The following is a 23,569-nucleotide window of genomic DNA, read 5'->3' on the forward strand; positions in this document are numbered from 1 at the left end:
TTCTCCAGTCCTATTCAGCCGCTTCGGCCAATGGCTCGAAGGCGGGTTCGGCGGTTGGTTGTTCAGTCGTTTCGGAGACCGGTTCGCTCTCGCTGCGGCGCTCGCGCAGCTGCTCGATCACCGCATAGAAGACCGGCACGAACACCAGCGACAGGATGGTCGCCGCGACCATGCCGCCAAAGACAGTGGTGCCGATCGACTGCCGGCTCGCGGCACCTGCACCTGTAGCGAACATCAGCGGCAGCACGCCGAGGATGAAGGCGAAGGCGGTCATCAGGATCGGCCGCAGCCGCAGCCGCGCCGCTTCCATCGCGGCGTCGACGATGCTGAGGCCTTCTTCGCGCCGGCGCCGGGCAAACTCGACGATCAGAATCGCGTTCTTGGCCGCCAGTCCGATCAGCATGACGAAGCCGATCTGCGAGTAGACGTCGATCTGCATGCCGCGCAGCCACAGCACGACGAACGCACCGAACAATGCGAGCGGCACCGCCAGCAGCACCATGAACGGCATCGCCCAGCTCTCATATTGCGCGGCAAGGATGAGGAAAACGAAGACGATGGCGAGGCCGAAGACGACGGATGCGATCGATCCCGCCTTGAGCTCCTGATAGGTGATGCCGGTCCATTCGTAGCCGAAATCTCTCGGCAACGCCGTGGCAGCGGCACGTTCCATTGCCGCCACCGCCTGGCCGGACGAAAAGCCGGGGGCGGCGCCGCCATTGATCAGGGCCGACGCATTGTTGTTGTAGTGCGGCACGGTCTCGGGGCCGACGATAGGCACAAGCTTGCCCAGCGTGCTCAGCGGCACCATGCCACCCGACGCATTGCGGACATAGAGCCGCGAAATGTCGGCCGGACCGGCTCGAGAGTCCTTGTCGGCCTGGATCGTCACCCGGAAGGTGCGGCCAAACAGGTTGAAGTCGTTCACATAAAGCGAGCCGAGATAGATCTGCAGCGTGTTGAAGACGTCCGGCAGGTTGAGCCCGAGCAGCTTTGCCTTGGCGCGATCGAGATCGTAGTTGAACTGCGGCGTCGAGGTCGAGAACGACGAGAACAATTGCTGTGGGTTGAGCTCCGGCTGCTTGCGCGCCTCGGCAATCACAGCTTGCGTCGCATCGTTGAGCGCCACGCTGCCGCGGCCGGTCAGATCCTCGACCTGGAACTCGAAGCCACCGGTGGTGCCGATGCCCGGGATCGAAGGCGGGTCGAAGCTCAGCGCAAAAGCCTCCGGAATTTGCAGCAGCTTGTTGCGCACGTCGGCGACGAGCTTCGAGGCGCTCTGGTCGGGGCCGCGTTGGTCCCATGGCTTCAGGATGGCGAATTCGACCGCCGAGTTCGACTGCGCGGCACTGGTCAGGAAGTTCAAGCCGCTGATCGAGCCGACAATGTCGACGCCGGGCGTGTTCTGCAGGATATCGCGTGCCTTTTGCGCCACTGCATCGGTGCGTTCCAGCGAGGCCCCGTCGGGGAGCTGGATAACGACGAAGAAGTAGCCCTGGTCTTCGACCGGAAGGAAGGTCGAGGGCAGGCGCTGCCAGACGAAGTAGGTCGCGACAAGTCCGGCCGCGAACAGGCCAAGCATGATCCAGCGCAGACGGATGAGAATGCGCACGCCATTCGCATACGCATGCGACAGCCGTTCGAAGCCCATGTTGAACCAGCGGAACAGCACGAACTGCGTTTCAGGCCGGTGGCGCAGGAACGCCGCGCTGAGCGCCGGAGTAAGCGTAAGCGAGACAAAGGCCGAGATGCCGAAGGAGATCGCGACCGTCAGGGCAAACTGGTTGTAGAGCCGGCCGGAAACGCCGGGGATGAAGGCAACCGGCACAAACACGGCCATCAGCACGGCGGTCGTGGCGATGATCGGTCCGGTGACCTCGGCCATCGCCGTACGCGTGGCAGCCAGCGGTTTGAGGCCGGCCTCGAGCTGGCGTTCGACATTCTCGACGACGACGATCGCGTCGTCGACGACGAGGCCGATCGCCAGCACCATGCCGAGCAGGCTGAGCATGTTCAGGGAGAAGCCGAACATGTACATGACGACTAATGTCGACACCAGCGACACCGGAATCGCGATCGTCGGGATGATCGTGGTGCGCCAGCTTTGCAGGAAGATGAACACCACCGCGACGACCAGGACCAGCGCCTCGCCGAGCGTGATCAGCACGTCATGCATAGACGCCGATACGAAACGTGTCGTATCGTAATGCATGGCATAGCTGACCCCCTTCGGGAAGCGGGCCGACAGCTCCTGCATCTTGTCCTTGACGCGCTGCTGCAGATCGAGCGCGTTGGAGCCCGGCATCTGGTAGACCGCGAGCACCACCGTCGGGTCCTTGCCGAAGAAGGCCGACGACGAATATTGCAGCGCGCCGAGCTCGATGCGCGCAACGTCGCGGAGCCGCACCAACGAGCCGTTGGCGGTATTGGCCCGCACGACGATGTCGCCGAACTCCTTGGGGTCGCTCAGCCTGCCGACGGCGTTGACCTGCATCTCGAAAGCGGTGCCGGCCGGAGCCGGCGATTGCCCGATCTTGCCGGCCGCCACCTGGACGTTCTGCTCGGCGACGGCGTTCTGCACGTCGACGGCGGTGATGCCGAGATTGGCGAGCTTGTCGGGATCGAGCCAAACGCGCATCGAATAGCGCCGCTCGCCGAAGATCTGCACGTCGCCGACGCCAGGCAGGCGCTTCAGCGGATCGACCACCTGCAGGTAGGCGAGATTGCTCAAAGTGACCGGGTTGACGGAGCCGTCCGGGGAGGTGAGGTCGACGATCAGGACGAAGTTCGGGTTCTGTTTCTTGATCGTCACGCCGCCCTGGTTGACGATGGCCGGCAACGAGGAAGCCGCCTGCGAAACGCGGTTCTGGACGTCGACGGCGGCGGTGCTCAGGGAATAGCCGACCTCGAAAGTGATGGTGATCGTCGAGGAGCCGTCATTGGAGCTCGACGACGACATATAGGTCATGCCCTGAACGCCGTTGATCTGCTGTTCGAGCGGCGTCGTCACCGTGTCGGCGACAACCTGCGCGCTGGCGCCCGGGTAGTGGGCGCTGACCACGACCTGGGGCGGCGTGATGTCGGGAAACTGCGAGACGGGCAGCAGAAAATAACAAATGCCCCCGGCGAGCACCATGATGATGGCGATCGCCGACGCAAAGATCGGACGATGAATGAAGAAGTTTACCATGAGATGCACGCCTCGCCCGATGCTCTGGCCCGGCCAAAGGCCCTGGCCACCCTGGACAGTCGCCGGCTGCGCGTTGAGCCGGAATCTTCGAGAAAGCCGAAATCTTGCAGCGGGCGACGCGGCGCGTTGCGGCGCTCGGCCTGCTCGTCCGCCAGCGCACGCAGCATCGCCTCGAAAGACCGCGGATCGACGCGGTCGGCCTTCATCAGCATGCGGATCATCGGATCCTTCACGACTTCATCGATCGTCAGATCATTGCGCTGCGACATCGAAGCGGCTCCTGGTTTTTGGCGATCCGCGGCAGGCCGCGGATCGGGTGTTCTCTTGCTCGCCGGCCGAGGCCGTAAGGTGCGGTTCGTCCCCTTGCCGATTGGGCGGGGCTGATGGCCGGCACTTGCGAGTTTGACATGATGCAATGCGGGTGTTACAGGTAAGTAACATCTCTAACGTTACAGACCGGTAACACCCTAGTCAAGAGGTGCACCGAGGGAATTTCGGGAAACGCAATCACGGAGGTTTTGATGACAGACGGTGTTGTGGAGCGTGTTCGCCCCCGGGACAGGATCCTGGAGACGGCACGGGACATGTTTCACAAGCATGGCATTCGCGGCGTCGGCATCGACGCCATCACCGAGGCCGCCGGTACCAACAAGATGACGCTCTACCGGCATTTCGAGTCCAAGGACGACCTGATCATCGAATGTCTGCGGGCGACCGCCTGCAGCGCCAACGCGATGTGGGAAAAGTTCGAGGCCGAGAATCCGGGCGACAAACTGGCGCAACTGCACGCCTGGGTCCGGATGGCGGCCGATTGCCTGATGTCGGATCGTCGCGGTTGCGACATGGCCAACGCCGCCATCGAGCTGAGCGAGACCGATCATCCGGCAAGGCAAGTGATCAAGGAACTCAAGGAAGCGCAGCGCGAGCGGCTGGTCTCGCTGTGTCGCGATGCCGGCATCGGCCAGGCCGAACTTCTCGCCGACACGCTGTCGCTTCTGCTCGAGGGCGCCCGTGTCAGCCTGCAAAGCGTCGGCGCCGAAGGCCCGAGCGCGCAGTTCGTCCGCATGGCGGAAGGCCTGATCACTTCTTTCAGGGCCAGATAGTCTCGCAAGCGGCGAAACCATTGACAGCTCGTTGGTTACGAGCCGCGCCGCCGAGCGCTCTTTCGTCCCATTCGGATGTGTTGTCACCACACTTCTCCGTCTGCCGCCGCGCCATTCCTTGCGCGGCGTATTGCTTGTTGGTTGTGAGGGCAAGATAGGGCCGGCAGCGAATTGGTGAGAGTGACAAGTGTGACAGGATTCCGCCCGGAAATGCCGTGGCGATCTCAGCGAAGGCCCATCGATTCGCGGATCGGTACTCGTCCCGGTGATAGTCATGGCCCCAGCCTTTGCCGATACCTCAGAGCCGGAACGAAAAAAGCCCGCTGCCGGGAGGAGGTGGCAGCGGGCTTGATTTTCGAATGCGGTGCGGGAGGAGGTGCACCGAATTCAACGTCGGCATCGCATCTGGGAGGAGTAGATGGCCGACACCTGCGAAAGTATCGATTGCCCAATGATTCGGCAACCACAAAAGTTGCATAGCTGATGTGCAGATTTGCGGTATCAGCCGAATTTTAACGATCGAGGCCGAGCGAACATCGCCCTCGCGCGGCATCACTGCACCGGGACATTTTCCTTGAAGATCAGGCGCGGCTCGATGAATTTCCGCGTCAGATAGGGCGCCGACGAGGCAATCGAGCCGAGCAGGCGAATGACCGACTGTTCCGCGATCAGCCGCGCATTCTGGTCGATGACGACGTCGAGCAGATCGTCGACAAGATAGCCGCGCGTTTCGCGCGTCAGGTCATGGCAGATGAACACCGGCTTCTTCTGCGGCCTGGCTTCGAGCAATGCTTTTGCCACGCCCGAGCGCCCGGCGCCGATACAGTAGATGCCGAGCAGCTCCGGCTCGTTGTGCAGCGCCTTCATGGTCGCGGTATAACTGACCTCCGGCTCGTCGTTGATCTCGACGGCACTGGTGACGGTCAGATTGGGGAACTCCTCGCCGAGCACCGAGCGAAAGCCCATTTCACGTTCCTCGTGGCCGCGATAGGAACGTGAGCCGACCACCATCGCCAGATGGCCTTGGCGGCCGCCGAGGAACCGTCCCATCAGCAGCGCCGCGGTACGGCCGGCCACCCGGTTGTCGATGCCGACATAGGCCGAGCGGGGCGCGCCGGGAACGTCGGACACCAGCGTGACCAGGCGGATGCCGGCCTCGACGATCTCGCGCAAGATGTTGCGCGTTCTCGGATGATCGATGGCGATGACGCCGACACCGTTCGCCTTGAGCGAGAGGTTTTCGACGGCCCCTTGTAAGGCGCTCGGCGAGATCCCGGCGAGCTTGTGGATGCGGCAGGAGGCGACCAGCGGCAGGCGCGCCGCATAATCCTCGATGTGCCTGGCCAGATCGGCCATGAAGGCATTGCTGCCGATCGGCAGGAAGAATTCGAGATGTGCCGGCCGTGAGGGCAACGCGACCTGGTCGACAACCGGCAGATAGCCGAGCTGCTTGGCTGCCTCCATCACGCGCTGCCGGTTGGCGGCACTCGCCCCCGGCCGGTTGTTGAGCACACGGTCGACCGTCGCGGTCGACAGGCCGCAGCTCCTGGCAATATCCGAAACGGTGGCTTTCATCTCGCAACCATGTGGCGATGCGATCCAGTGCCTCGGCGGTCAGCCGGCGGTCAGTCGTGCCGCTTTGTGCGCTCGACCAGCGCGTCGTGGATCTCCTTGTCCGACATGCCGGTGATGACGCGTTCGACTTCGGCGACGCTGGTCTTCTTCGGGTCGATATCGTCGGCGACCACCTTGCCGCGGCGCATGACGACGATGCGGTCGACCACCTGGAAGACGTGGTGGATGTTGTGGGCGATGAAGATGCAGGAATGGCCGGAATCGCGGGCGCTGCGCACGAAGCTTAGAACGCCTTGCGTTTCGGCGACGCCGAGATTGTTGGTCGGCTCGTCGAGGATGATGAGGTCGCTGTCGAAATGCATGGCGCGTGCAATCGCCACCGCCTGCCGCTCGCCGCCGGAGAGCGAGCCGATCGGCGTCGTCGGCGGAATGTTCTTCGAGATGCCGACCTGCTTGAGCAGGTCGCGGGCAACCACGTTCATCGCCTCCTGGTCCATGCGGTTGAGGAAACGCGGCGGCTTGATCGGCTCGCGTCCAAGGAACAGGTTGCGGGCGATCGACAGTTGCGTCACCAGCGCCGAGTCCTGGTAGATCGTCTCGATGCCGTGGGCGATGGCGTCGCTGGTGCTGCGCAAATTTACCCTCTTGCCGCGGATGAAGATGTCGCCGCTGGTCAGCGGGACCGCGCCCGACAGCACCTTGATCAGCGTCGACTTGCCGGCGCCATTGTCGCCGAGCAGTCCGACGATCTCCCTTTCGTTGACATGGAAATTGGCATCAACCAGCGCCTGAACGCGGCCATAGGACTTGCGGATGTTCGTCATGCGGATCAGCGGCTCGACCATCGTCTCAAGTCCCTGCCTGATGCCGGCGTTCCAGCCAGGAGTGGAGCGCCATCATGCCGAGGATGATAGCGCCGATGAAGATGTTGTAGGCAAGGCCCGGCACACCGATCAGCACGATGCCGTTGCGCATCACGCGCAGGATCAGGATACCGAGCACTGTGCCGATGATGGTGCCGCGCCCGCCGGTCAGCGCCGTACCGCCGATCACCACCATGGCGATGACTTCGAGCTCGTAGCCGGTGCCGCTGTTGGGGTTGGCCGCCGAGGTGCGCAGCGAGCTGATGACGCCGGCAAGCGAGGCCAGGATCGACGACAGGATGAACAGGCCGATCTTGACGCCGCTGACATTGACGCCGCGCGCCCTTGCGGCACTCGGGTTGCCGCCGGCCGCCTGGATCCAGTTGCCGATCCGGCTCTGCGTCAGCACGTAGCCGAGCGCGACGGCGGCCGCGATGAACCAGAACAGCGACATATAGATACGGAACGGCCCGATGAAGAAATCGCCGACCAGGGCTTCCGCCAGCCAGCTCCCCTCGGCGCTCCAGGTCCGCTGCGGAAACCCGTTGGTGACGAACAAAGCGGTGCCGCGCACCACCAGCAGCATGCCCAGCGTCACCAGGAAGGACGGGATCTTGAGCTGCGTCACGAACCAGCCATTGACCAGCCCGATGAAGGCGGCAACCACCAGGGCAACGGCGAAGGCGGCTTCGAGCGAGGTGAGACCGCTGTTGAACAGCGTCCACATCAGGACCGGCGAGAAGCCGAACACCGAGCCGACCGAGAGGTCGAATTCGCCCGATGTCATCAGCAGTGTCATCGCCAGCGCGATCAGCCCGAGTTCGACCGTGAAGGCCAGCGTGTTCGAGATGTTCTGCGGCGACAGGAAGTCGTGATTGATGCCCCAGAACACGGCAATCTCGACGACAAGCAGCACGAAAGGCCCGAACTCTGGCCGCGCGATCGAGCGTTGGATAAGGGAACGATTTTCCACCTTGGACCCGCGATAGGATTGGAACTGGCCGAGACGGCAACCGGCTTCGGCGGAATGATGAGACAGTCACGGCCGCCGGAGCGGCCGTGACCAACTCGATCGCGGATTTATTTGCCGGACAGGATCTTGTCGTAGACTGCCGCGGTGTCCTTCTCGTACAGCGCGCCGGTGATCACGTCGAAGCCGGGCGGAATGCCGCTCGCCGCCATGTTGGCGAGCGAGAGCGCGACGTAGCTGGTCGCCTGCGGATCCTGCCACTGGCCGGCATTGACGTAGCCGTTCAGCACTTCCTGGGTGGTATCGAGCGAGTTGCCCCAGCCGACAACCGGGATTTCGCCCGGCTTGACGCCGACCTGGTCGAACACTCGCTTGATCGAACCGGTGACAAGGTCGCCGAGACCGATGACCGCCTTGACCTTGGCCCTGTTGGCGGTGAGGTAATCGACCATGCGGTTGATCACTTCGGCCTGGTCGAGCGTCGCTTCGGTGATTTCATAAGTGATGCCGAGCGGCTCGAAGACGCTCTTGATGCCTTCCTCTTCCTGGACGCCATAGGTGGCGCCGGGAATTTCGACCGGCATCCAGACGAAGTCGCCCTTCTTCACCAGGCCCTTGTCGACCAGATACTGCGCCCAATGCTTGCCGAAGGTGACGTTGTCGCCGCCGACATAGGCGTTGAAATCCGCCTTCGGGTCGGGCGTGTTGAAGTTGATGATCGGGATGTTCGCCGCCCGCGCTTCCTTGACGATCTCGACAAGGCTGCCCGGATCGGGGCTGGTGGTGGTGATGCCGTCGGCCTTGGCGGCGATTGCGGCGCGAACGGCTTCCTGCTGCGACGCCACGTCACCATTGTGGAACGAGGTGTTGACGGTATTGCCGGTGTCCGTCGCCCATTGGTTGGCGCCGGCAAGGAAGTAGGTCCAGACCGGATCGGCCGGGCCGCCATGCGAAATCCAGTAGAATGTCTTGGCCTGTGCCGCGGCCGGAATGGCCAGCGCCACCACCAAGCCAAGTACAAGCAGTCTTAGCCTCGTCAGCATTTGATTTCCTCCCATTTGAACCGAACTCCTCCTCCCACGACGATCGCGGCGAAAAACCGTGCGCGGCAAAAACCGCGATCGTATTCTGCCAGCGTCGACCTGGGTGCATCAGAGCATCCCCTTTTTCGATCGATGGCAAGCCTTCATCTGCCAGTGGTAGTTGGCGCATCCGCAGGCGCCATCAGCCCTACCATCAGATTGCATCAGTTTGCGTGATATTTTCCAGGCAGGCGATTCCTGGACTGCGTCGGCCGGATTGCTCCCGGCGCCCATCTACTCCAAACGACCATGACGTCCCTTGTCGTGGGCGCTGCGGGCCTGTTTGATACCGAAGACCTCAGATTCCGGATGTCAAGATCAGCCCTTGATCCAGGCCGGGTCGCGAAAATTGTCCCATGTGGCACCGATGCCTGCATCCACCGGAATGGCAGCGCCTGTAATGCCATTGGCTATGGGCGAGGCAACGAACGCAATCGCCGCTGCTATGTCACGCGGTGTCAGCACCCGGCCGAGCGGATGCCGCTCGGCGTAGGAGGCGAGGATCTCGTCACCATTCGGCAGCGCTGCCAGCCGTCCGGCCAGCAGCGGCGTATGGGTCACGCTCGGGCAGACGCAATTGACCGTGACCCGGTCCCGCGCCAGGTCGAGCGCCGCCGCGCGGGCAAGGTTGAGCAGCGCTCCCTTCGACACGCAGTAGGAGAACATGCCGTGCTCGGCCTGCAGCCCATCGAGGCTGGAGAGCAGCACGATGGCGCCGCTCTTTTGCTTGCGCATGCCCTTGGCCGCCTCGCGCACCACCAGGAATGAGCCTCGCACGTTGACGCCCATCACCTGCTCGAAATCCTCGACCGAGGTCTCGAACACCGGCCCGCCGACGCCGAGCACGCCGGCACAGGCCACGGCGACATCGATTTCGCCAAGCTGCTTGCGCGTCGCCGCAAAGGCATCGGCGACGGTCTTCTCATGACCGGCATCGCCTTCGAAGGCGATCGCTTTCCGACCGATGTGCTTGACCTGCCTGGCGGTGTCTGCAGCAGCGCCCGCGGTCCAGTCGAGGATGGCGACATCGGCGCCGAGATCGGCCAGTGTCAGCGCCGTCTCGCGGCCTATGCCCGAGCCGCCGCCGGTGATGAAGGCGACCTTGCCTTGATAGGAAAGTCCGGGAAACGGTTCGCGCGGGCTCATGCGCCCGCCTCCGCTGCCATTTTGATCGTGCCTTTGTAGGTCGGGGCGCCGCCGCCCGGCACTTTCAGCCGCCACAGGCGCCCGGCATAGGACGGTTTGTCGCTCGATGCCAGCACGCTGGCGTCGGTCACCCACAGCGTCTCGCCATCGAAGGCGAGATTGGTCGGCGCGCCGCCGCACTTGATGAAGCCCTTGATGGCGCCGTCGCGGGCGACGACATGGATGCCGCCGCCGACCAGATCCGTGACCAGCAGCGAACCGTCGGCGGCGATCGTCATGCCGTCGAGGATCGGGTTATCCCCCGGCATGCGGCCGAGATCCTCGATGCTGCCGTCGCCCTTCAGTCGCCTGACACGGCCGGTGTAAGATTCGTCCCAGACGATCGAGCCGTCGGCCTCGACGACGATGCCGTTCGGAAACACCGGTTCTGGGAAGGCCACCTTGATTGTCGCCTTGCCGTCCGGTGCCAGCGCAAAAATGTAGCTCGGGTCGGGACTGGCGGGATTATAGGTGCCGGGGTCGGTCCAGACCAGCGTACCATCCGGCGCAAAGACCAGATCGTTCGGGCCATTGAGTTTGACGCCCTCGACCTCGGTCACCAGAATTTCCGGCCCGGCGCCCGGCCGCACCCGCTGGATCGATGGCACGGTCATCTCAGGCGCGCGCCACGGACCGACGGTGCCGCCGTTCTGGCAGACATAGAGCGCGCCGTCGGAGCCAAGCACGCAGGAGTTCGGCGCGCCGGTGACATAGGCGAATTGCCTTGCCTTGTCGTCCTTGCCGACAATGGTCAGCTGGCTGCGGTAGCTTTCGACGAAGACCAGGCTGCCGTCCGGCATCACGGTCGGCCCTTCCGGCCATCCGAGATTGTCCGTCACCAGTTCCGGCGAAAGATCGTTCTTCATTTCACGGCCCCTGCGGTTAGTCCGCGCACGATGTAGCGCTGGACGAAAAGCGAGAAGAGGAGGATCGGGATGACGGTGACGACGCCGACCGTCGCGGCGATGTTCCAGTCGATCGGTCGCTGCGCGCTGACCAGGGTCGCGGCACCCAGCGATATGGTCTGGAAGGCACGGCTGTCGATGACGTAGAGTGCGACCAGGAACTCGTTCCAGATGAACAGCGCGCCGAACAGCGCTGCCGTCACCAGGCCCGGCCGCACGATCGGCAGCATGACGTGCCACAGCACACCGACGCGCGTGCAGCCGTCGATCATCGCCGCTTCATCGATCTCGCTCGGGATTTCGTCGAAGAAGCCGATCATGATCCACACCACGAGCGGCAGCGAAAAGGCGATATAGGGCAGGACCAGGCCCGGATAACTGTCCTGCAGGCCGGCCGTCTTGACCATCAGAAACAGCGGAATGGCGACAGCGATCGGCGGCATGAAGCGCATCGACAGGATGGTGCTTGCCAGCTGCTCGCTATGCTTGAAGCGCAGCCTTGAAAACGCATAGGCCGCCGGCGTGCCGATCAGAATCGCGGCTGCGGTTGCGATGCCGACCACGATGATGGAGTTGAGGGTGAAGGCCAGCATCCCCTGGCTGAACAGCACCTCATTGTAGTTCTTGACGATCTGCGTCCAGTTGAGGTTGAGCGTCGGTGGCACCTGCGCCAGGATCTCGATGCGCTTCTTGGTCGACAGCACCGCCAGATAGAGGAAGGGCGCGGCGCCGAAGATGCCGAGCACGATGAGAAAGAGGTAGGCGATGACCCGGCCCGGGCGGATCTTCATCGCGAGTTCCCGGGCCGGATCTGGACGTATCTGAGCATCACTGTCGTGCCGACGGCGAGGATCAAAAGCATCATGTAGGCGACCGCCGCGGCATAGCCGTAATTCTGGAACTGGAAGCCGTTCTGGAACGAGAAAAAGGACAGCGTCGTCGTGCTGCGCGCTGGCCCGCCATAGCTCAGCCCGTAGATCAGGTCGAACGAACGGAAAGCATCGACGGCGCGGAACACGGCGGCGAAGACGATGGCCGGCGTCAGCATCGGCAGCGTGATGCGCCGGAAGGTGACGAATGGGCCGGCGCCGTCGACCTGGGCGGCTTCGAAGACATCCTGCGACAGCGCCTGCAGGCGCGCAAAGACGATGATGAAGACGAATGGCGTCCATTGCCAGCAGTCGACGAGGATCACCGTCACCATCGACATGCCGACCGAGCCCAGCCAGTCGGGTGGCGTCAGTCCGATCTGCTTTATCGCCCAGTTGACCAGCCCCCAGTCCGGATTGAGCAGGGCGCGCCACATCACCCCGACGATGATCGGCGTCATCAGCATCGGCAGCAACAGGATGCCGCGCACGATCCAGGCGCCCTTCAGCTGCAGGTTGAAGAACATCGCCAGTGCGACGCCGAGCACGACCTGGATGGAAACCGAGAAAAACACCATGATGGCGCTGTTCATGGCGGCGTTCCAAAACAGCGGATCGACCAGCAGGGCACGGTAATTGGCGAGGCCGACGAAATTGCCGGTGCCGGTCGCGGCGGTCAAATCTGTAAGCGACAGGCGCAGGCTGTGGAACAGCGGATAAATGCTGAAGACGATCAGGTAAAGCAGGCACGGGCCGAGGAGCAGCCACACGGCTCTCCCCGGCTCGTCACGTGTGCCGAAGACGAATTTCGTCTGGGTGGCGGCGGTTGTCGCAAGGCTCATCGAAAATCACATCCACAGCGATCCGCGCGGGCACCGATCAGGCAAGGTGGCCTGCCTTCCGCAAGATCGCCTCCCACTGGGTCTGCACTTTTTCACAGGCAGTCTTGGCATCTTGCGTGCCGATCAGCGCCGCGTTGAACTCGACGTTCATGACATCGTTGAGTTGAAAGAATTCCGGGATCAGCGACGTCGGTATGGTGTCGGCCGTCTCGATCGCCGTCAGCGCGTCCTTGAGGTAGGGGAACTTCGCCACCAGCTCGGGATCTGTGAAAGCCGAGGTGCGGTTCGCATCGATGTTGTATTTCTCGATGGAATAGCGGTTCACCGCCTTGCTGGTGATCCAGGTCAGCGCCAGCCAGGCGGCGTCCTTCTTCGCCGGGTCGATATTCTTCGGGATGCCGACCCCCCAGCCGCCTTGGATTGCCCGCGGCGACTTGCCGTCGCCGGAAGGAACCGGGGTGGTCGCGGTGGTCTCGGCGACCATGGAATTCTCGCTGTTCAGGATCGGCCCGGCAATTGTAGACCAGAAGATCATCTGCGCGATCTTGCCGGTGGAGAAGCCGTCGACGTTTTCGGCAAAGCCGTATTTGGTCACATTCTTCGGCGCATAGGGCAGCAGGTCGATCAGCATCTGCAAGGCGCCGATGCCTTCCTTGGAATTGACCTGCGGCTTAAAATTCTTCTCCTTGGCGCTGCCGGTCATCAGCACGCCGCCAGTGGTGATGAAGCGAGTGTACCAGTCGACCGCGGCGAGCGAGAAATCGTTGGCGCCGATGAAGGAGCAACCGGCCACGTCGTCGGTGTTGAGCTTCTCGGCGGCAGCCTTGAACTCGTCCCAGGTCTTGGCCGGCTGCAGGCCTGCCGCGTCGAACAGGTCCTTGCGATAGAAATAGATGACCGACCCGGAATGCAGGCCGGGTATGCCGTAGACGTCCTTGCCTTTGCCAACCGTGCCGGAGGCCATGTCGAAAATGCCGACATTCTTCATCGCCGCCGGGATGAGATCGGCGAAATCCCAGTCCGGCGGCGTTTTTGCGGGATCGTCGATATAGGCGTTGAGCTGCTCGTAATAGCCGCCGCCGACCTGCTGGGTCGTCAGGAACCCAAGATACTCGATCAATTCGAACGAGGATTTGTCTGCCTTGAGGTTCTGCAATGTCTTTTCGATCAGCGCGCCGAGTGCCGGCGAGGTGATCTCCAGTTCCATGCCGGTCTCCTCGACGAATTTCGGCATCATGTCGGCGAGCGCGCGATGGTCGTTCTCATCGCCGGTCATCAGGATGTTGATTTTGGTGCCGGCGAACTTCTTCATGTCGAAACCGGCGGCGTAGAGCGGCACGGTGCCGCCAAGTCCTCCAAACGCCGTTGCCAGGCCCAGCATGCCGGCGCGCTGCATCAGGTCGCGGCGCGTCAGGCCGCCTGTATCCACGGCGGCGTTTTCGCCGGGCCGCGGGTGATCCGTCTGCTCTTTTCCGCTCATGTCTCACTCCCCAGTTTCTTCTTTGTTCTGCCGACGGGACTGCATCGGTCCGGACGGCAGATTGCATCCGGCGATCTAAATAGTCAATCGATTGCTTAATGATCGCTCAAACGATTGCTTGAACAAACACGTCGTGTTATCGATGCCGTGCTCTATGGGTGAAAATTGTCTCGGGCGCAGGCGCTTGACAGCTGTCGCGCACGGCCTCTACACGCTGGCAAACAACAATGTGCCAGGCGACTGAATGGCGGCCTTCCAGCGCATCCGAAGCCCGAACCGACAGGGAGGTCGTCGATGAGCCTGGGAAGCGTTGTCGTGACAGGTGCGGGCGACGGCATAGGACGCGCCATAGCGATCCGATTGGCCGCCGACGGCTGGAATGTCGTCGGCCTCGAACTTGACCGGGCGGCAGCCGAGGCGCTTGGCAAGACGCTTGGCAACGGCCATCATGCGGTGTGCGGCGACGCATCCGACCGCTCGGTGCTGAAAGCCGCCCGCGAGGCGGCGGAACAACTCGCGCCGTTGCGCGGATGGGTCAACAATGTCGGCATCGCCTTGATGGGCAATCTGCATGAACCCAATGAGCCCGAGGTCGAGCGTTTGTTCGCCGTCAACCTGATGTCGCATTTCTGGGGCTCGTCCGAAGCCATCCGGACGTGGGTTCGAGACCGGGCGACCGGTTCGATCGTCAATGTCTCCTCGGTGCATGGCCGCTCGGCCTTCAACATGTGGGCGGCCTATGATGTGGCCAAGGCCGGCATCGATGCGCTGACCCGCTATATCGCGGTCGAATACGGGCCGATCGGCATCCGCGCCAATGCGGTCGCGCCCGGCGCCGTCCGTACGGCGCTGGTGCAACGCCTGATCCGCGACAGCCCCGACAGCGCGGTGGCTGAAAAGGAAATGTCGATTCAGCATCCGCTCGAGCGCATCGGCGAGCCGGAGGAGATCGCGGCCGCCGTCTCGTGGCTGATTTCGTCCGAGGCCTCGTTCGTCACCGGCCAGTCGCTGGCCGTCGATGGCGGCTTGACCTCGCGCTGCTACCGCTATGCGCCCGACGCGCAACTGCTCGCCATGTACGGAAAGGGCTGAAGCCTTTGAAGCCAATCAGCCCGCCGGGGCGCGCCACGCTGAAGGACATTGCCCGCACTGTCGGCGTCGACGTTTCCACCGTTTCCAAGGTGCTCAACGACGGCGGCATCAGCGTGCGGCCGCAGACGCGCCAAGCAATCATCGACGAGGCAAGCCGGGTCAACTATCGCCCACATGCGCTTGCTCGCAACCTGCGCACCCAGCGCACCGGCGCACTCGGCATTCTGCTGCCCGACCTCACCAATCCAATCTATGCCGAGACGGTGCATGGTGCGATGCGCCAGGCCGAACGGTCCGGCTACGTCATGCTCATTGCCGAGGTTGCGGACGAGCGCACCTCCGCCGCCGCCTATATGCGGTTGGTCAGCGAACGCCGCATCGACGGGCTGATCATCGCCGTCAGCGCCGAAACCAGCGAGATGATCGCTGCCATCGAGAACAATCCGGTGCCGCACGTCTTCGTCAACCGCCGTTCCAGCATCGGCCGCAGCGTCACCGTCGACGACCAGGCTTCGGGACGGCTTGCCGCGCAGACCCTGATCGAGGCCGGCCATCGGCGCCTCGGCTTCATCGGCGCGTTGCCCGAACTCGACACCTCGCGACGCCGGCGCCATGGCTTCGTCGAAGTCTGCCAGGCTGCCGGCCTGCCAGCCGTCGTCGAAATTGCCGGCCCGGTCTCGCGCCGCGGTGGCTACGATGCCTTGCACAGGCTGCTCGATGAGGCGCAACGCCCGACCGGCGTCTTCGCCTTCAACATGCTGGTCGGCATCGGTGCGCTGGCGGCGGCCCGTGTGCGCGGCGTGCGCGTGCCGGACGATCTTTCGGTGGTCACGCTCGACGGCGAGGACGCCATCTTTACCGCGCCGCCGCTGACCGCCATCATTACCCCGCTCGCCGAAATGGGCGCGCGCGCCGTCGTCGAGCTCGAAGCCATGATCCAGGGGCGCGAACCGCAGGATGTCGTCATCGATATCCCGCCGAAGCTGGTTTACCGCGAATCCGTGGCGCCGCCGCCTCGCTAAAGCGGTTCATCGTTTCGGAAACGCCGAACCGCTCTATCTCTTTGTTTCTACGCAATTCCGGACGGAAAACCGTTTCACACCTTTCCTGGAATTGCGCTAAAGCCTTCGCGGCTCAAGCCGTCGCCGGACCGGCGACGATGCCGCGGTCGTGCAGGCTTCCGATCTCGCCGTCGCTCAACCCCAGTTCGGTCAGGATCTCGTCGGTGTGCTCGCCAAGTACGGGCGCGCGGACTGCAGGAAGCCGTTCCACCGAGGAGAAATCCAGTGGCGAAGTCGGCGTCAGCAGCGATCCGAGACCGGGGTGATCGACCTTTGCGAACATCGGGTTGTCCGTCGAGCAGCGCGGATCCTCGACCAACAATTGCCGGAATGTCTGGTAAGGCCCCCACGAGACGCCGGATGCCGTGAAGCTGCGCCGCACGTCGGCGAAGCTCCGTGCCGAAAACCACGGCGCCAGTAGGGCGGCGATCGCCTCGCGCGCCGCATAACGCCCGCCTTCGCTGTCGAGGTCGGCGCCGCTTGTTGCCGCGAGCTTTGCCGTGTCCAGCCCGGTCGCCTGCAGCAGTACGGCCCATTGCCGGCCGGTCAGCGCCATCACCATGACGCGGCGGTCGTCGGCGGTGAGGAAATCCCGCCCGAACGCACCATAGAGATAGTTGCCGTCCTTTTCGGCACTGCCTCCAAGTTCGGCCTGCGCCAGCCGACCGAGATTGCCGGTCATGGCCAGCGCTACGTCCGATAGCGCCAGTTTCACCAATGACCCGTTGCCGGTGCGGCTGCGGTGGCGGTCGGCGGCAAGCACGCCCACCGCCGCCATCTCGCCCATCGCGATGTCCCAGGCCGGCAGCACGCTATTGGTAGGCTCCGTGGCGCCGCGCGCGCCGGTGATTTCGGCAAAGCCGGTTGCCGCGTTGACGGTATAGTCGACCTCGCTGGTTCCATCATTGTTGCCGGTCAGCGCGATCATGATGACGTCGTTGCGCCGGTGCTTCAGGGCCTCGTAGGAGAGGGCGCCGCGCGCCGCAAAATTGGTCAGGAAGATGCCGTTGCCCGGCCCCGGTCTCGCGATCAGACTGGCCACGACGTCCTGCCCTTCGGGCGACTGCAGGTTGATCTGGATCGAACGCTTGCCCTTGTTCATGCCGGCCCAGAACAGGCTCTGGCCGTTGTCCGCCACTGGCCACCGGCCATGGTCGAGCCCACCGCCGATCTGGTCGTAGCGGATCACGTCGGCCCCCAATTGTGCCAGCGTCATGCCGCCGAGCGGTGCCGCCACGAAGGCCGAGCCCTCGACGATGCTAAGGCCGGCGAGAATGCCGCCGCTCATGCGAACAGCCCCACTGATCGCCAGTCGAGCACGTCGGAAATCCCGCCATCGGAAGCGGTCGCCCGCACCAGTGAGCGCAAATGCACCAGCCCACCGCCGCCGGGCAGAGGCTCGCAGCGCCCGATGCCGATTTCGGAGTGCAGCGTGTCGCCCTCGTGCACCGGCCCCAGATGATCGCAGTCCTGCCAGCCCAAAATGGTTACCAGCGACGGCAGTGCACGGGTCAACTGTGCCGCTGCCAGCCCGATCGTATGGCCGCCATAGACGAGGCGCTGCCCCGTCTGGGTGCGGTCATGGTGGATCGTCGCCAGGTTCATCGTCAGCCGCGCCAGCTCCGGCGCGCTGCTCACCACATCGCCGCCGGCAAGGCGATGGATGGTGCCGGCGCTGAGATCGTTGAAATGCGGGCCAGGCACCGCCTTGCGGTAAGCGTCGAGGTTCCATCCGCCGATCGCCGCCGGCGCTCCCATGAACTCGGATCGCGGCGGATCGGTTTCGCCCTGCGCGGCACCATCCCCTGCCTGTCTGGCCGGTAGTAGCGCGCACCGGCAGAAATCGAGTACCGGTCGGTCCTCCTGATCGCTGGTGGCGATCCGCATGGTGACCAGGCCGCGCGACGCACGCCCCGGCCTGGCGGCGGCGGACCGCAGCCCGATGATGGTGGTGACGGTCTTCAAACTGTCGCCGATCGCCGGCGCCCGGCGAAAGATCAGACCGCGGTAGAAGAGGTTGGCGATCGCCCGCTGCGTCACCAGCGTCGACTGGCCGATCGCCACGTCCCAGACCAGCGCCGGCGCGGCAAAAGGCTGCTTTAGTCCGGTCACGGATGCCGACAGTGCCGCATCGAAGGCCAGCCTCAGCCTGCCGCCGACGATTGCATGGTGGGCAGCGGCAAGGCCATCGCTCAGCCGCATCACCGGCGCTCCGTCGACGCGGTCGCCGATGCGGAGATCCTCGTAGAACGGACCGTCGATGCCTGTTGCGGGGGGAGACGTGATCACGCTGCTGAACCTTCGTCAGCTTCGGCCCGGATCAGAAGGATGCGCTGCCAGCGGCCGCACCACCACCTTCAGCCAGGGGTAGAACGGCAGCGACGCGATCGCCTCATGCAGCGCGGTCGCGTCCGGCGCCTCCCAGATGCCGAAATTCGCCCATCGGCCCGGCTGACGCCACAGCCGGCGCACGATGCCGGCCGCGGCCAGTTCCTTGGCGCGACGGCCTTCTGCCGCGATCAGCTCCGCCTTTTGCAGGGGGTCGCCGTCGGGCGGGAAATTTACCTCTATTTCGACCAGAAATTCCATCTCTGGTCCCCTCCAGCCGAATTGGCGCCGACATGCGCCAGGATTTCGCCGAGATCCGGCGCCGGTGAGTCCAGCACCTCCATTGTCGCCCGCTCCACGGCATCGCTTATGTCGGCCTTAAGCTGGTCGAGACCGCCCGGCGCCAATATTTTTTCGCCGGCCAGCCGCTCTGCCAGGATGTCGATCGGGTCACGCTTCAGCCAGGCATCGAGCTCGCCGGCCGGCCGATAGGTCGCCGGGTCCGAACGTGAATGGCCGGAATAGCGATAGGTCTTCATTTCGATCAGTGTCGGCCCTTCGCCGCGGCGGGCGCGGGCGACGGCGGTCGCCATCGCCTCCGCCACCTTGTCGACATCCTGCCCGTCGGCGACGACGCCCGGCATATTGTAGCTCGCTGCACGTATGGCGATGTCCTCGACCGGGGTCGACAGCTGGATACGGGTGTATTCGCCGTAGAGATTGTTCTCGCAGACGAAGACCACCGGCAGCTTGCGGATCGCCGCGAAATTGAGCGACTCGTGGAAGGCGCCGATATTGGCCGAGCCGTCGCCGAAAATGGATACGGCGATGCGGTCCTTGCCGCGGGCGCGAGCCGCCATCGCCGCGCCGCAGGCGATCGGCAGGCCGGCGCCGACGATGGCGGCGGTCGGCAGCAGCCCGACCTCCGGCTCGACCAGATGCATGGAACCGCCGAGGCCACCGGCGCAACCGATGACGCGGCCGCAGATCTCGCCGATGACCGCCGTTGGCGACACGCCGAGCGCCAATGCATGGCCATGGCCGCGATAGGTGCAGGTGACGATGTCGTCGGGATCGATCGAGCGCGCGATGCCGACCGAGACGGCCTCCTGTCCGCTGGCAAGATGCGTGCTGCCGCGGACGTGCCCTTCGGCGAAGAGTTTCTGGATGCGCTCCTCGACCGCGCGAATCTCGACCATGCGCGTGAGCTGCTCCAGCCTGTTCTTCAAGGCCTCGCGCCGCACGATCGGCACATTCGAATTGGAGAGCGTCATGCTGCGTTCCTCCACCACGGAAGGGGTGGCTTGTTGGTCGAGACAAGCGTTGCGATCTGTTCGGCCACATAGGCTGGGCTCGGCAGGAAACGGGCTTCGAGCGCGCCGCTATAAGGTACGGGCGCTTCGGGAAGCGTGATACGATGCGGCGGCGCCTTCAGCCGGCCGAACGCTTCGATGGCGATCGACGAGACGACATCGCCGCCCCAGCCGCTGCCGGCCGGCGCCTCTTCGAGCGTCACCAGGCGGCCTGTGCGCACAACCGATTCGGCAACGGTCCGGCGGTCCCATGGCCACAGCGTCAGAAGGTCGACGACCTCGATATTGGCGTGGCTGGTTTCCGCTGCCGCGAGCGCCACCCGCCGCATCGCGCCGCAGGTGACGAGCGTCACGTCGCTGCCGGGCCGCGCGATCTCGGCTTGGCCGAGCGGAATGCGGTAGTTGCGGTCGAATTCGTATTCCTCGCGCTCGGCGTAAAGCACGCGCGGTTCGAGCACCACCACCGGATCCGGATCTTCGATCGCCGACCGCAGCAGGCCATAGGTCGTGCGCGCATTGCTGGTCACCGCGACCTTGAGGCCGGGCGTGCCGCGGAACCAGTGGTCGAGCATCTGCGAATGCTGGCAGCCAAACCCCTGGCCGGCGCCGGCTGACGCGCGCACGACGAGCGGCGTCGTCAGCCGGCCGCGCGACAGATAGCGCATCGTTGCCGCCTGCGTCGTCAACTGGTCGAGCGCGACGCCGATGAATTCGATGAACATCATCTCGACCACCGGCTTCAGGCCGCAGACGGCAGCACCGACCGCGGCACCCATGAACGCCATTTCCGAAATCGGTGTGTCGATCACCCGTTCGGGGCCGTGCGTGGCAAGCAGCCCCTCGGTCACCTTGAACGGACCGCCGGCGGCGGCGATGTCTTCACCCATGACGATGACGCTGGGGTCATCCGTCATTGCATCGTCAAGCGCCCGCAGAACCGCTTGCCGTATCCAGATTTTAGCCAAGGTTCAGACCTCCCAATGCACTGCTCGGATCGTCGATAGCGTCGGCGAAATCATCGCAGCGGAAAAGATTTGGAAACGTTTTTATCGGCACTGGCGTCATTCCGGTTTGTAGCTGCCGAAGGCTTGGGCACTTTCGATGAGCTCGACGCGGAAGCCGTCCGGGTCGATCAGGTAAACCGCCTTGCCGCCCTTGTTCGGCCCGATCGTCGGTGTCACCGGCGGCGACACGGATTTGACGCCCATCGCCGTCAGTTTTTCGTAGAACGACATGAGGTCATCGACGTTGAAGGCGATGTGGCCATTGCCGACATTGCCGTTATGCATGTCGACGGGAATCTGCTCGACATTGCGGTATTCCAGAAGCTCGAGGCAGACGTCGGTACCGGGCAGGCGCAGGATGGCGCTGTGCAGGTCGACTTCTGGATAGCCGACCAATTCGCCGATATAGGGCGCACGCGGGTTCCATTGGAACGCCAGCTCGAATCCGAGCACGTCGCGATAGAACGCGATCGAGCGGTCGAGCGAGCGCACGGTGAAGCCGGTGTGATGGGCTTTCGTGATCCTGGCCATTCCGTCTGCGCTCCTTTGGTCAGGCGTTCAGATAGCCGTCGTCGCACATGACGACATGGCCGGTGACCAGTTCCGAGGCGTCGCTGGCGAGGAACACCGCCGTGCCGATCAGTTCGCGCGGCAAGCCGAGTCGCGGCCGCGGCATACGCGCCTTGATGAAATCGGCGGTGATCGAGCTTGTCGCTCCCGCCGCCCTGGTCAGCGGCGATTCCATCAGTGTCGGCCCGATGCCGTTGACCCTGACGCCGCGGTCGCGCCACTCGAGCGCCAGTGCGCGGGTGACCTGCAGGACGCCGCCCTTCGACGCGAGATAGGCGCTCGCCCAGGGATAGGCTTTGAACGAGCCGATCGAGGCGATGTTGATGATCGAGCCCTTGTTCTGGCCGAGCATCACTCCGCCAAAGGCCTGGCAGCAGAAATACGTGCCCTTCAGGTTGAGGTCGAGGATGAAGTTGAATTTGTCCTCGGGGAACTCCTCGGCCGGGCTGCGGAAGGCCGAGCCGGCGCTGTTGACCAGTATGTCGATATGGCCGTGACCGCGCTTGACCGCCTCGGCCAAGGCGAAGCACTGGTCGCGCTTGGTGACATCGAGGCTGGCGACCTCGGCTTTGCCACCCTGTTCGGCGATCGTTGCGCGCGTCGCTTCGGCGCCGGCCATGTTGATGTCGGCAACGATGACGGTGACGCCCAATTGCGCGTAGCCGATCGCGATCGCGGCACCCAGCCCGCTGCCGCCGCCGGTCACGACGGCGACGCGGCCGGAGAGGTCGAAGAGGCCCGCTGCATAATTGGCGGGAACGGTCTGGTCGTCGGTCATCGCTATGCCCGTGTCTAGGCCGCTCCGCGGCGGCTTTGGTCAGTCGAGAATGTGGTCGGGATCCTGGTGCGGTTGGCTCAGCGCCCATTCCCGGTTGATCATGTCGCCGAAGCCGGGTTTGGCAGGAAGCGGCTTCATCAGCCCGCCCTTGATGATTTCCGGTTGCACCAGGCTGTCCGCATAGGGGTCGACGCCGCTCCACGGCACGCCCCATTCGACCGGCTTGTCGGAAAAGCCCCAGGCGCTGAACACCTGGCTGTGCACATGCGCGAACATGTGCGGACCGAAATCGACGCCCGCGGCAAGGCACTCGTCGATGATGGCGCGGCCGCCGGTAATCCCACCCATGCAGGTCAGGTCGACGCGCACGCGGTCGACGGAGCCGGCCATGATCAGCGCTTCGGGATAGTAAGAGCCGCCCTGTTCGTCGCCTTGCCAGATCGGCATCGGCACGCGTTTGCGCAGCTCGGCGAGCTTCCTGGCGTTTCCCGGCGGGAAGATGTCTTCGATGCAGCCCATATTGAGATCGGCGAGGCGGTTGGCATAGGCGGCAGCCGCGTCGACGTCCGAGAACATCCAGACCAGATCGGTGCCGAGCCAGGCGTCCGGCGCGTTCCTGCGCGCGGCGCGCAGCCGCGCTTCGGATTCATCCAGCGTGACGCCCATTGGCGCCTTGAACCGGCGCCAGCCCGCGGCATAGAGCCCTTTCACCTGGTCGCCGATCTGCTGCGGGTTCATCAGCGCCGGCGGGTAGCCGACGATCGCGGTTGCCGGCATTGGCGCGGTTGTTCCGCCGAGGAACTCGGCGATCGACTTGTCGGCTATCTTTGCTGCCGCGTCCCATGCGGCGAGGTCGACCTGCGACAGCGCGCGCAAGCCGACACCGGCGCTGTGCGAACCGTAGCTGCGCCCCTTGGCTGTCTTGAAGGTCTTCACGCGGTCGCCAACGTCGGTACCGATATAAACTGGGGCGATGCTCTTGCGGATCTGCTCGGCGCAGGCGCCATCCCGCGTCAGCGTGAACGACCAGCCCTCATGGCCGGACTGCGTGCGCAGCCGCACGACCACGAATTCCCTTTGCTTCATCACCCAGTCGCCAAAGATCACCGGCGCCGGCAATTGGCCCTGTATGGCGGCGACGCTGATATCGACGATAGTTGAAGGACCAGGCATTCCATCCCCTCCCAAGGACCCCGGCCGACCCGGGAAAGCGGAGCAACCATAGCCCCGCGAGGCGGTTTGGTCAACCGATTGATCTGGTATGGTCAAACGATTGACATAGATTCTCGAATTGCCTAGTCTCGCGCCACAATTTCTGGTGCGGGACCGCTTTTGTCGGCAGTCGCCAACGGTGCGAAA

22 protein-coding genes are annotated in these 23,569 nt (G+C 64.0%); 3 read left to right on the plus strand and 19 right to left on the minus strand.

Annotated features, from left to right (window positions below; all coding sequences use genetic code 11):
* Positions 1 to 10: 10 nt before the first annotated feature.
* Entirely contained in the window at positions 11 to 3,190 is a 3,180-nt protein-coding gene (locus tag NKH63_RS11960; protein ID WP_352917900.1) for an efflux RND transporter permease subunit, read from the minus strand.
* Positions 3,184 to 3,459: a hypothetical protein gene (locus tag NKH63_RS11965; protein ID WP_023716802.1), complete on the minus strand. Its 276-nt coding sequence runs from the start codon at positions 3,457 to 3,459 to the stop codon at positions 3,184 to 3,186. The genes NKH63_RS11960 and NKH63_RS11965 overlap by 7 nt, the downstream gene beginning before the upstream one ends.
* A gap of 252 nt (positions 3,460 to 3,711) precedes the next feature.
* Here NKH63_RS11965 and NKH63_RS11970 point away from each other — a divergent pair, with 252 nt between their 5' ends.
* Positions 3,712 to 4,293, plus strand: a complete 582-nt coding sequence (locus tag NKH63_RS11970; RefSeq protein ID WP_023716803.1) for a TetR/AcrR family transcriptional regulator — start codon at positions 3,712 to 3,714, stop codon at positions 4,291 to 4,293.
* Positions 4,294 to 4,845: 552 nt separating this feature from the next.
* Here NKH63_RS11970 and NKH63_RS11975 read toward each other — a convergent pair.
* The 9 genes from NKH63_RS11975 to NKH63_RS12015 form a co-directional block, all read right to left on the minus strand.
* Positions 4,846 to 5,868 carry a LacI family DNA-binding transcriptional regulator gene (locus tag NKH63_RS11975; RefSeq protein WP_352548708.1) on the minus strand — a complete coding sequence of 341 codons (1,023 nt, stop codon included), beginning with the start codon at positions 5,866 to 5,868 and terminating at the stop codon, positions 4,846 to 4,848.
* Positions 5,869 to 5,918: 50 nt separating this feature from the next.
* Entirely contained in the window at positions 5,919 to 6,713 is a 795-nt protein-coding gene (locus NKH63_RS11980) for an ATP-binding cassette domain-containing protein (RefSeq protein WP_023716805.1), read from the minus strand.
* A gap of 4 nt (positions 6,714 to 6,717) precedes the next feature.
* On the minus strand, positions 6,718 to 7,704 hold the full coding sequence (locus tag NKH63_RS11985) for an ABC transporter permease (protein ID WP_352493998.1): 987 nt from the start codon (positions 7,702 to 7,704) through the stop codon (positions 6,718 to 6,720).
* A gap of 107 nt (positions 7,705 to 7,811) precedes the next feature.
* Complete coding sequence (locus NKH63_RS11990; RefSeq protein WP_352917901.1) at positions 7,812 to 8,744, minus strand: substrate-binding domain-containing protein; 933 nt, start codon at positions 8,742 to 8,744, stop codon at positions 7,812 to 7,814.
* A 357-nt stretch (positions 8,745 to 9,101) separates the two neighbouring features.
* Positions 9,102 to 9,929, minus strand: a complete 828-nt coding sequence (locus NKH63_RS11995; protein WP_352588911.1) for an SDR family NAD(P)-dependent oxidoreductase — start codon at positions 9,927 to 9,929, stop codon at positions 9,102 to 9,104.
* Positions 9,926 to 10,834, minus strand: a complete 909-nt coding sequence (locus tag NKH63_RS12000) for an SMP-30/gluconolactonase/LRE family protein (protein WP_352515634.1) — start codon at positions 10,832 to 10,834, stop codon at positions 9,926 to 9,928. Before NKH63_RS12000 ends, NKH63_RS11995 begins: the two co-directional genes overlap by 4 nt.
* Positions 10,831 to 11,664 (minus strand): carbohydrate ABC transporter permease, encoded by an 834-nt coding sequence (locus tag NKH63_RS12005; protein WP_023716810.1) that lies wholly within the window; start codon positions 11,662 to 11,664, stop codon positions 10,831 to 10,833. Before NKH63_RS12005 ends, NKH63_RS12000 begins: the two co-directional genes overlap by 4 nt.
* A complete protein-coding gene (locus NKH63_RS12010) occupies positions 11,661 to 12,584 on the minus strand; it encodes a carbohydrate ABC transporter permease (protein ID WP_352484091.1) in 924 nt (307 codons plus the stop codon). The genes NKH63_RS12005 and NKH63_RS12010 overlap by 4 nt, the downstream gene beginning before the upstream one ends.
* A 37-nt stretch (positions 12,585 to 12,621) precedes the next feature.
* Positions 12,622 to 14,064, minus strand: a complete 1,443-nt coding sequence (locus NKH63_RS12015; RefSeq protein ID WP_023716812.1) for an extracellular solute-binding protein — start codon at positions 14,062 to 14,064, stop codon at positions 12,622 to 12,624.
* Between the two features lie 294 nt (positions 14,065 to 14,358).
* Here NKH63_RS12015 and NKH63_RS12020 point away from each other — a divergent pair, with 294 nt between their 5' ends.
* Complete coding sequence (locus tag NKH63_RS12020; RefSeq protein WP_352917902.1) at positions 14,359 to 15,156, plus strand: SDR family NAD(P)-dependent oxidoreductase; 798 nt, start codon at positions 14,359 to 14,361, stop codon at positions 15,154 to 15,156.
* Between the two features lie 5 nt (positions 15,157 to 15,161).
* A complete protein-coding gene (locus NKH63_RS12025; protein WP_352484090.1) occupies positions 15,162 to 16,178 on the plus strand; it encodes a LacI family DNA-binding transcriptional regulator in 1,017 nt (338 codons plus the stop codon).
* Positions 16,179 to 16,290: 112 nt separating this feature from the next.
* Here NKH63_RS12025 and NKH63_RS12030 read toward each other — a convergent pair whose 3' ends face one another.
* The 8 genes from NKH63_RS12030 to NKH63_RS12065 form a co-directional block, all read right to left on the minus strand.
* Positions 16,291 to 17,505, minus strand: a complete 1,215-nt coding sequence (locus NKH63_RS12030) for a CoA transferase (RefSeq protein ID WP_031193340.1) — start codon at positions 17,503 to 17,505, stop codon at positions 16,291 to 16,293.
* Entirely contained in the window at positions 17,502 to 18,506 is a 1,005-nt protein-coding gene (locus tag NKH63_RS12035; protein WP_352917903.1) for a MaoC family dehydratase, read from the minus strand. The genes NKH63_RS12030 and NKH63_RS12035 overlap by 4 nt, the downstream gene beginning before the upstream one ends.
* A 15-nt stretch (positions 18,507 to 18,521) precedes the next feature.
* Positions 18,522 to 18,806: a muconolactone Delta-isomerase family protein gene (locus tag NKH63_RS12040; protein WP_352494005.1), complete on the minus strand. Its 285-nt coding sequence runs from the start codon at positions 18,804 to 18,806 to the stop codon at positions 18,522 to 18,524.
* Positions 18,785 to 19,819 (minus strand): thiamine pyrophosphate-dependent dehydrogenase E1 component subunit alpha, encoded by a 1,035-nt coding sequence (locus NKH63_RS12045; protein ID WP_352917904.1) that lies wholly within the window; start codon positions 19,817 to 19,819, stop codon positions 18,785 to 18,787. The genes NKH63_RS12040 and NKH63_RS12045 overlap by 22 nt, the downstream gene beginning before the upstream one ends.
* Positions 19,816 to 20,823, minus strand: a complete 1,008-nt coding sequence (locus tag NKH63_RS12050) for an alpha-ketoacid dehydrogenase subunit beta (RefSeq protein ID WP_023716819.1) — start codon at positions 20,821 to 20,823, stop codon at positions 19,816 to 19,818. Before NKH63_RS12050 ends, NKH63_RS12045 begins: the two co-directional genes overlap by 4 nt.
* A gap of 96 nt (positions 20,824 to 20,919) precedes the next feature.
* A complete protein-coding gene (locus NKH63_RS12055) occupies positions 20,920 to 21,393 on the minus strand; it encodes a VOC family protein (RefSeq protein WP_352588929.1) in 474 nt (157 codons plus the stop codon).
* Between the two features lie 19 nt (positions 21,394 to 21,412).
* On the minus strand, positions 21,413 to 22,210 hold the full coding sequence (locus NKH63_RS12060; RefSeq protein ID WP_023716821.1) for an SDR family NAD(P)-dependent oxidoreductase: 798 nt from the start codon (positions 22,208 to 22,210) through the stop codon (positions 21,413 to 21,415).
* A 39-nt stretch (positions 22,211 to 22,249) separates the two neighbouring features.
* A complete protein-coding gene (locus tag NKH63_RS12065) occupies positions 22,250 to 23,383 on the minus strand; it encodes an enolase C-terminal domain-like protein (protein WP_023716822.1) in 1,134 nt (377 codons plus the stop codon).
* Between the last annotated feature and the right edge of the window lie 186 nt (positions 23,384 to 23,569).

Origin of the sequence: Mesorhizobium sp. M0960, from assembly GCF_040319055.1 — a bacterium.
Classification (GTDB): domain Bacteria; phylum Pseudomonadota; class Alphaproteobacteria; order Rhizobiales; family Rhizobiaceae; genus Mesorhizobium.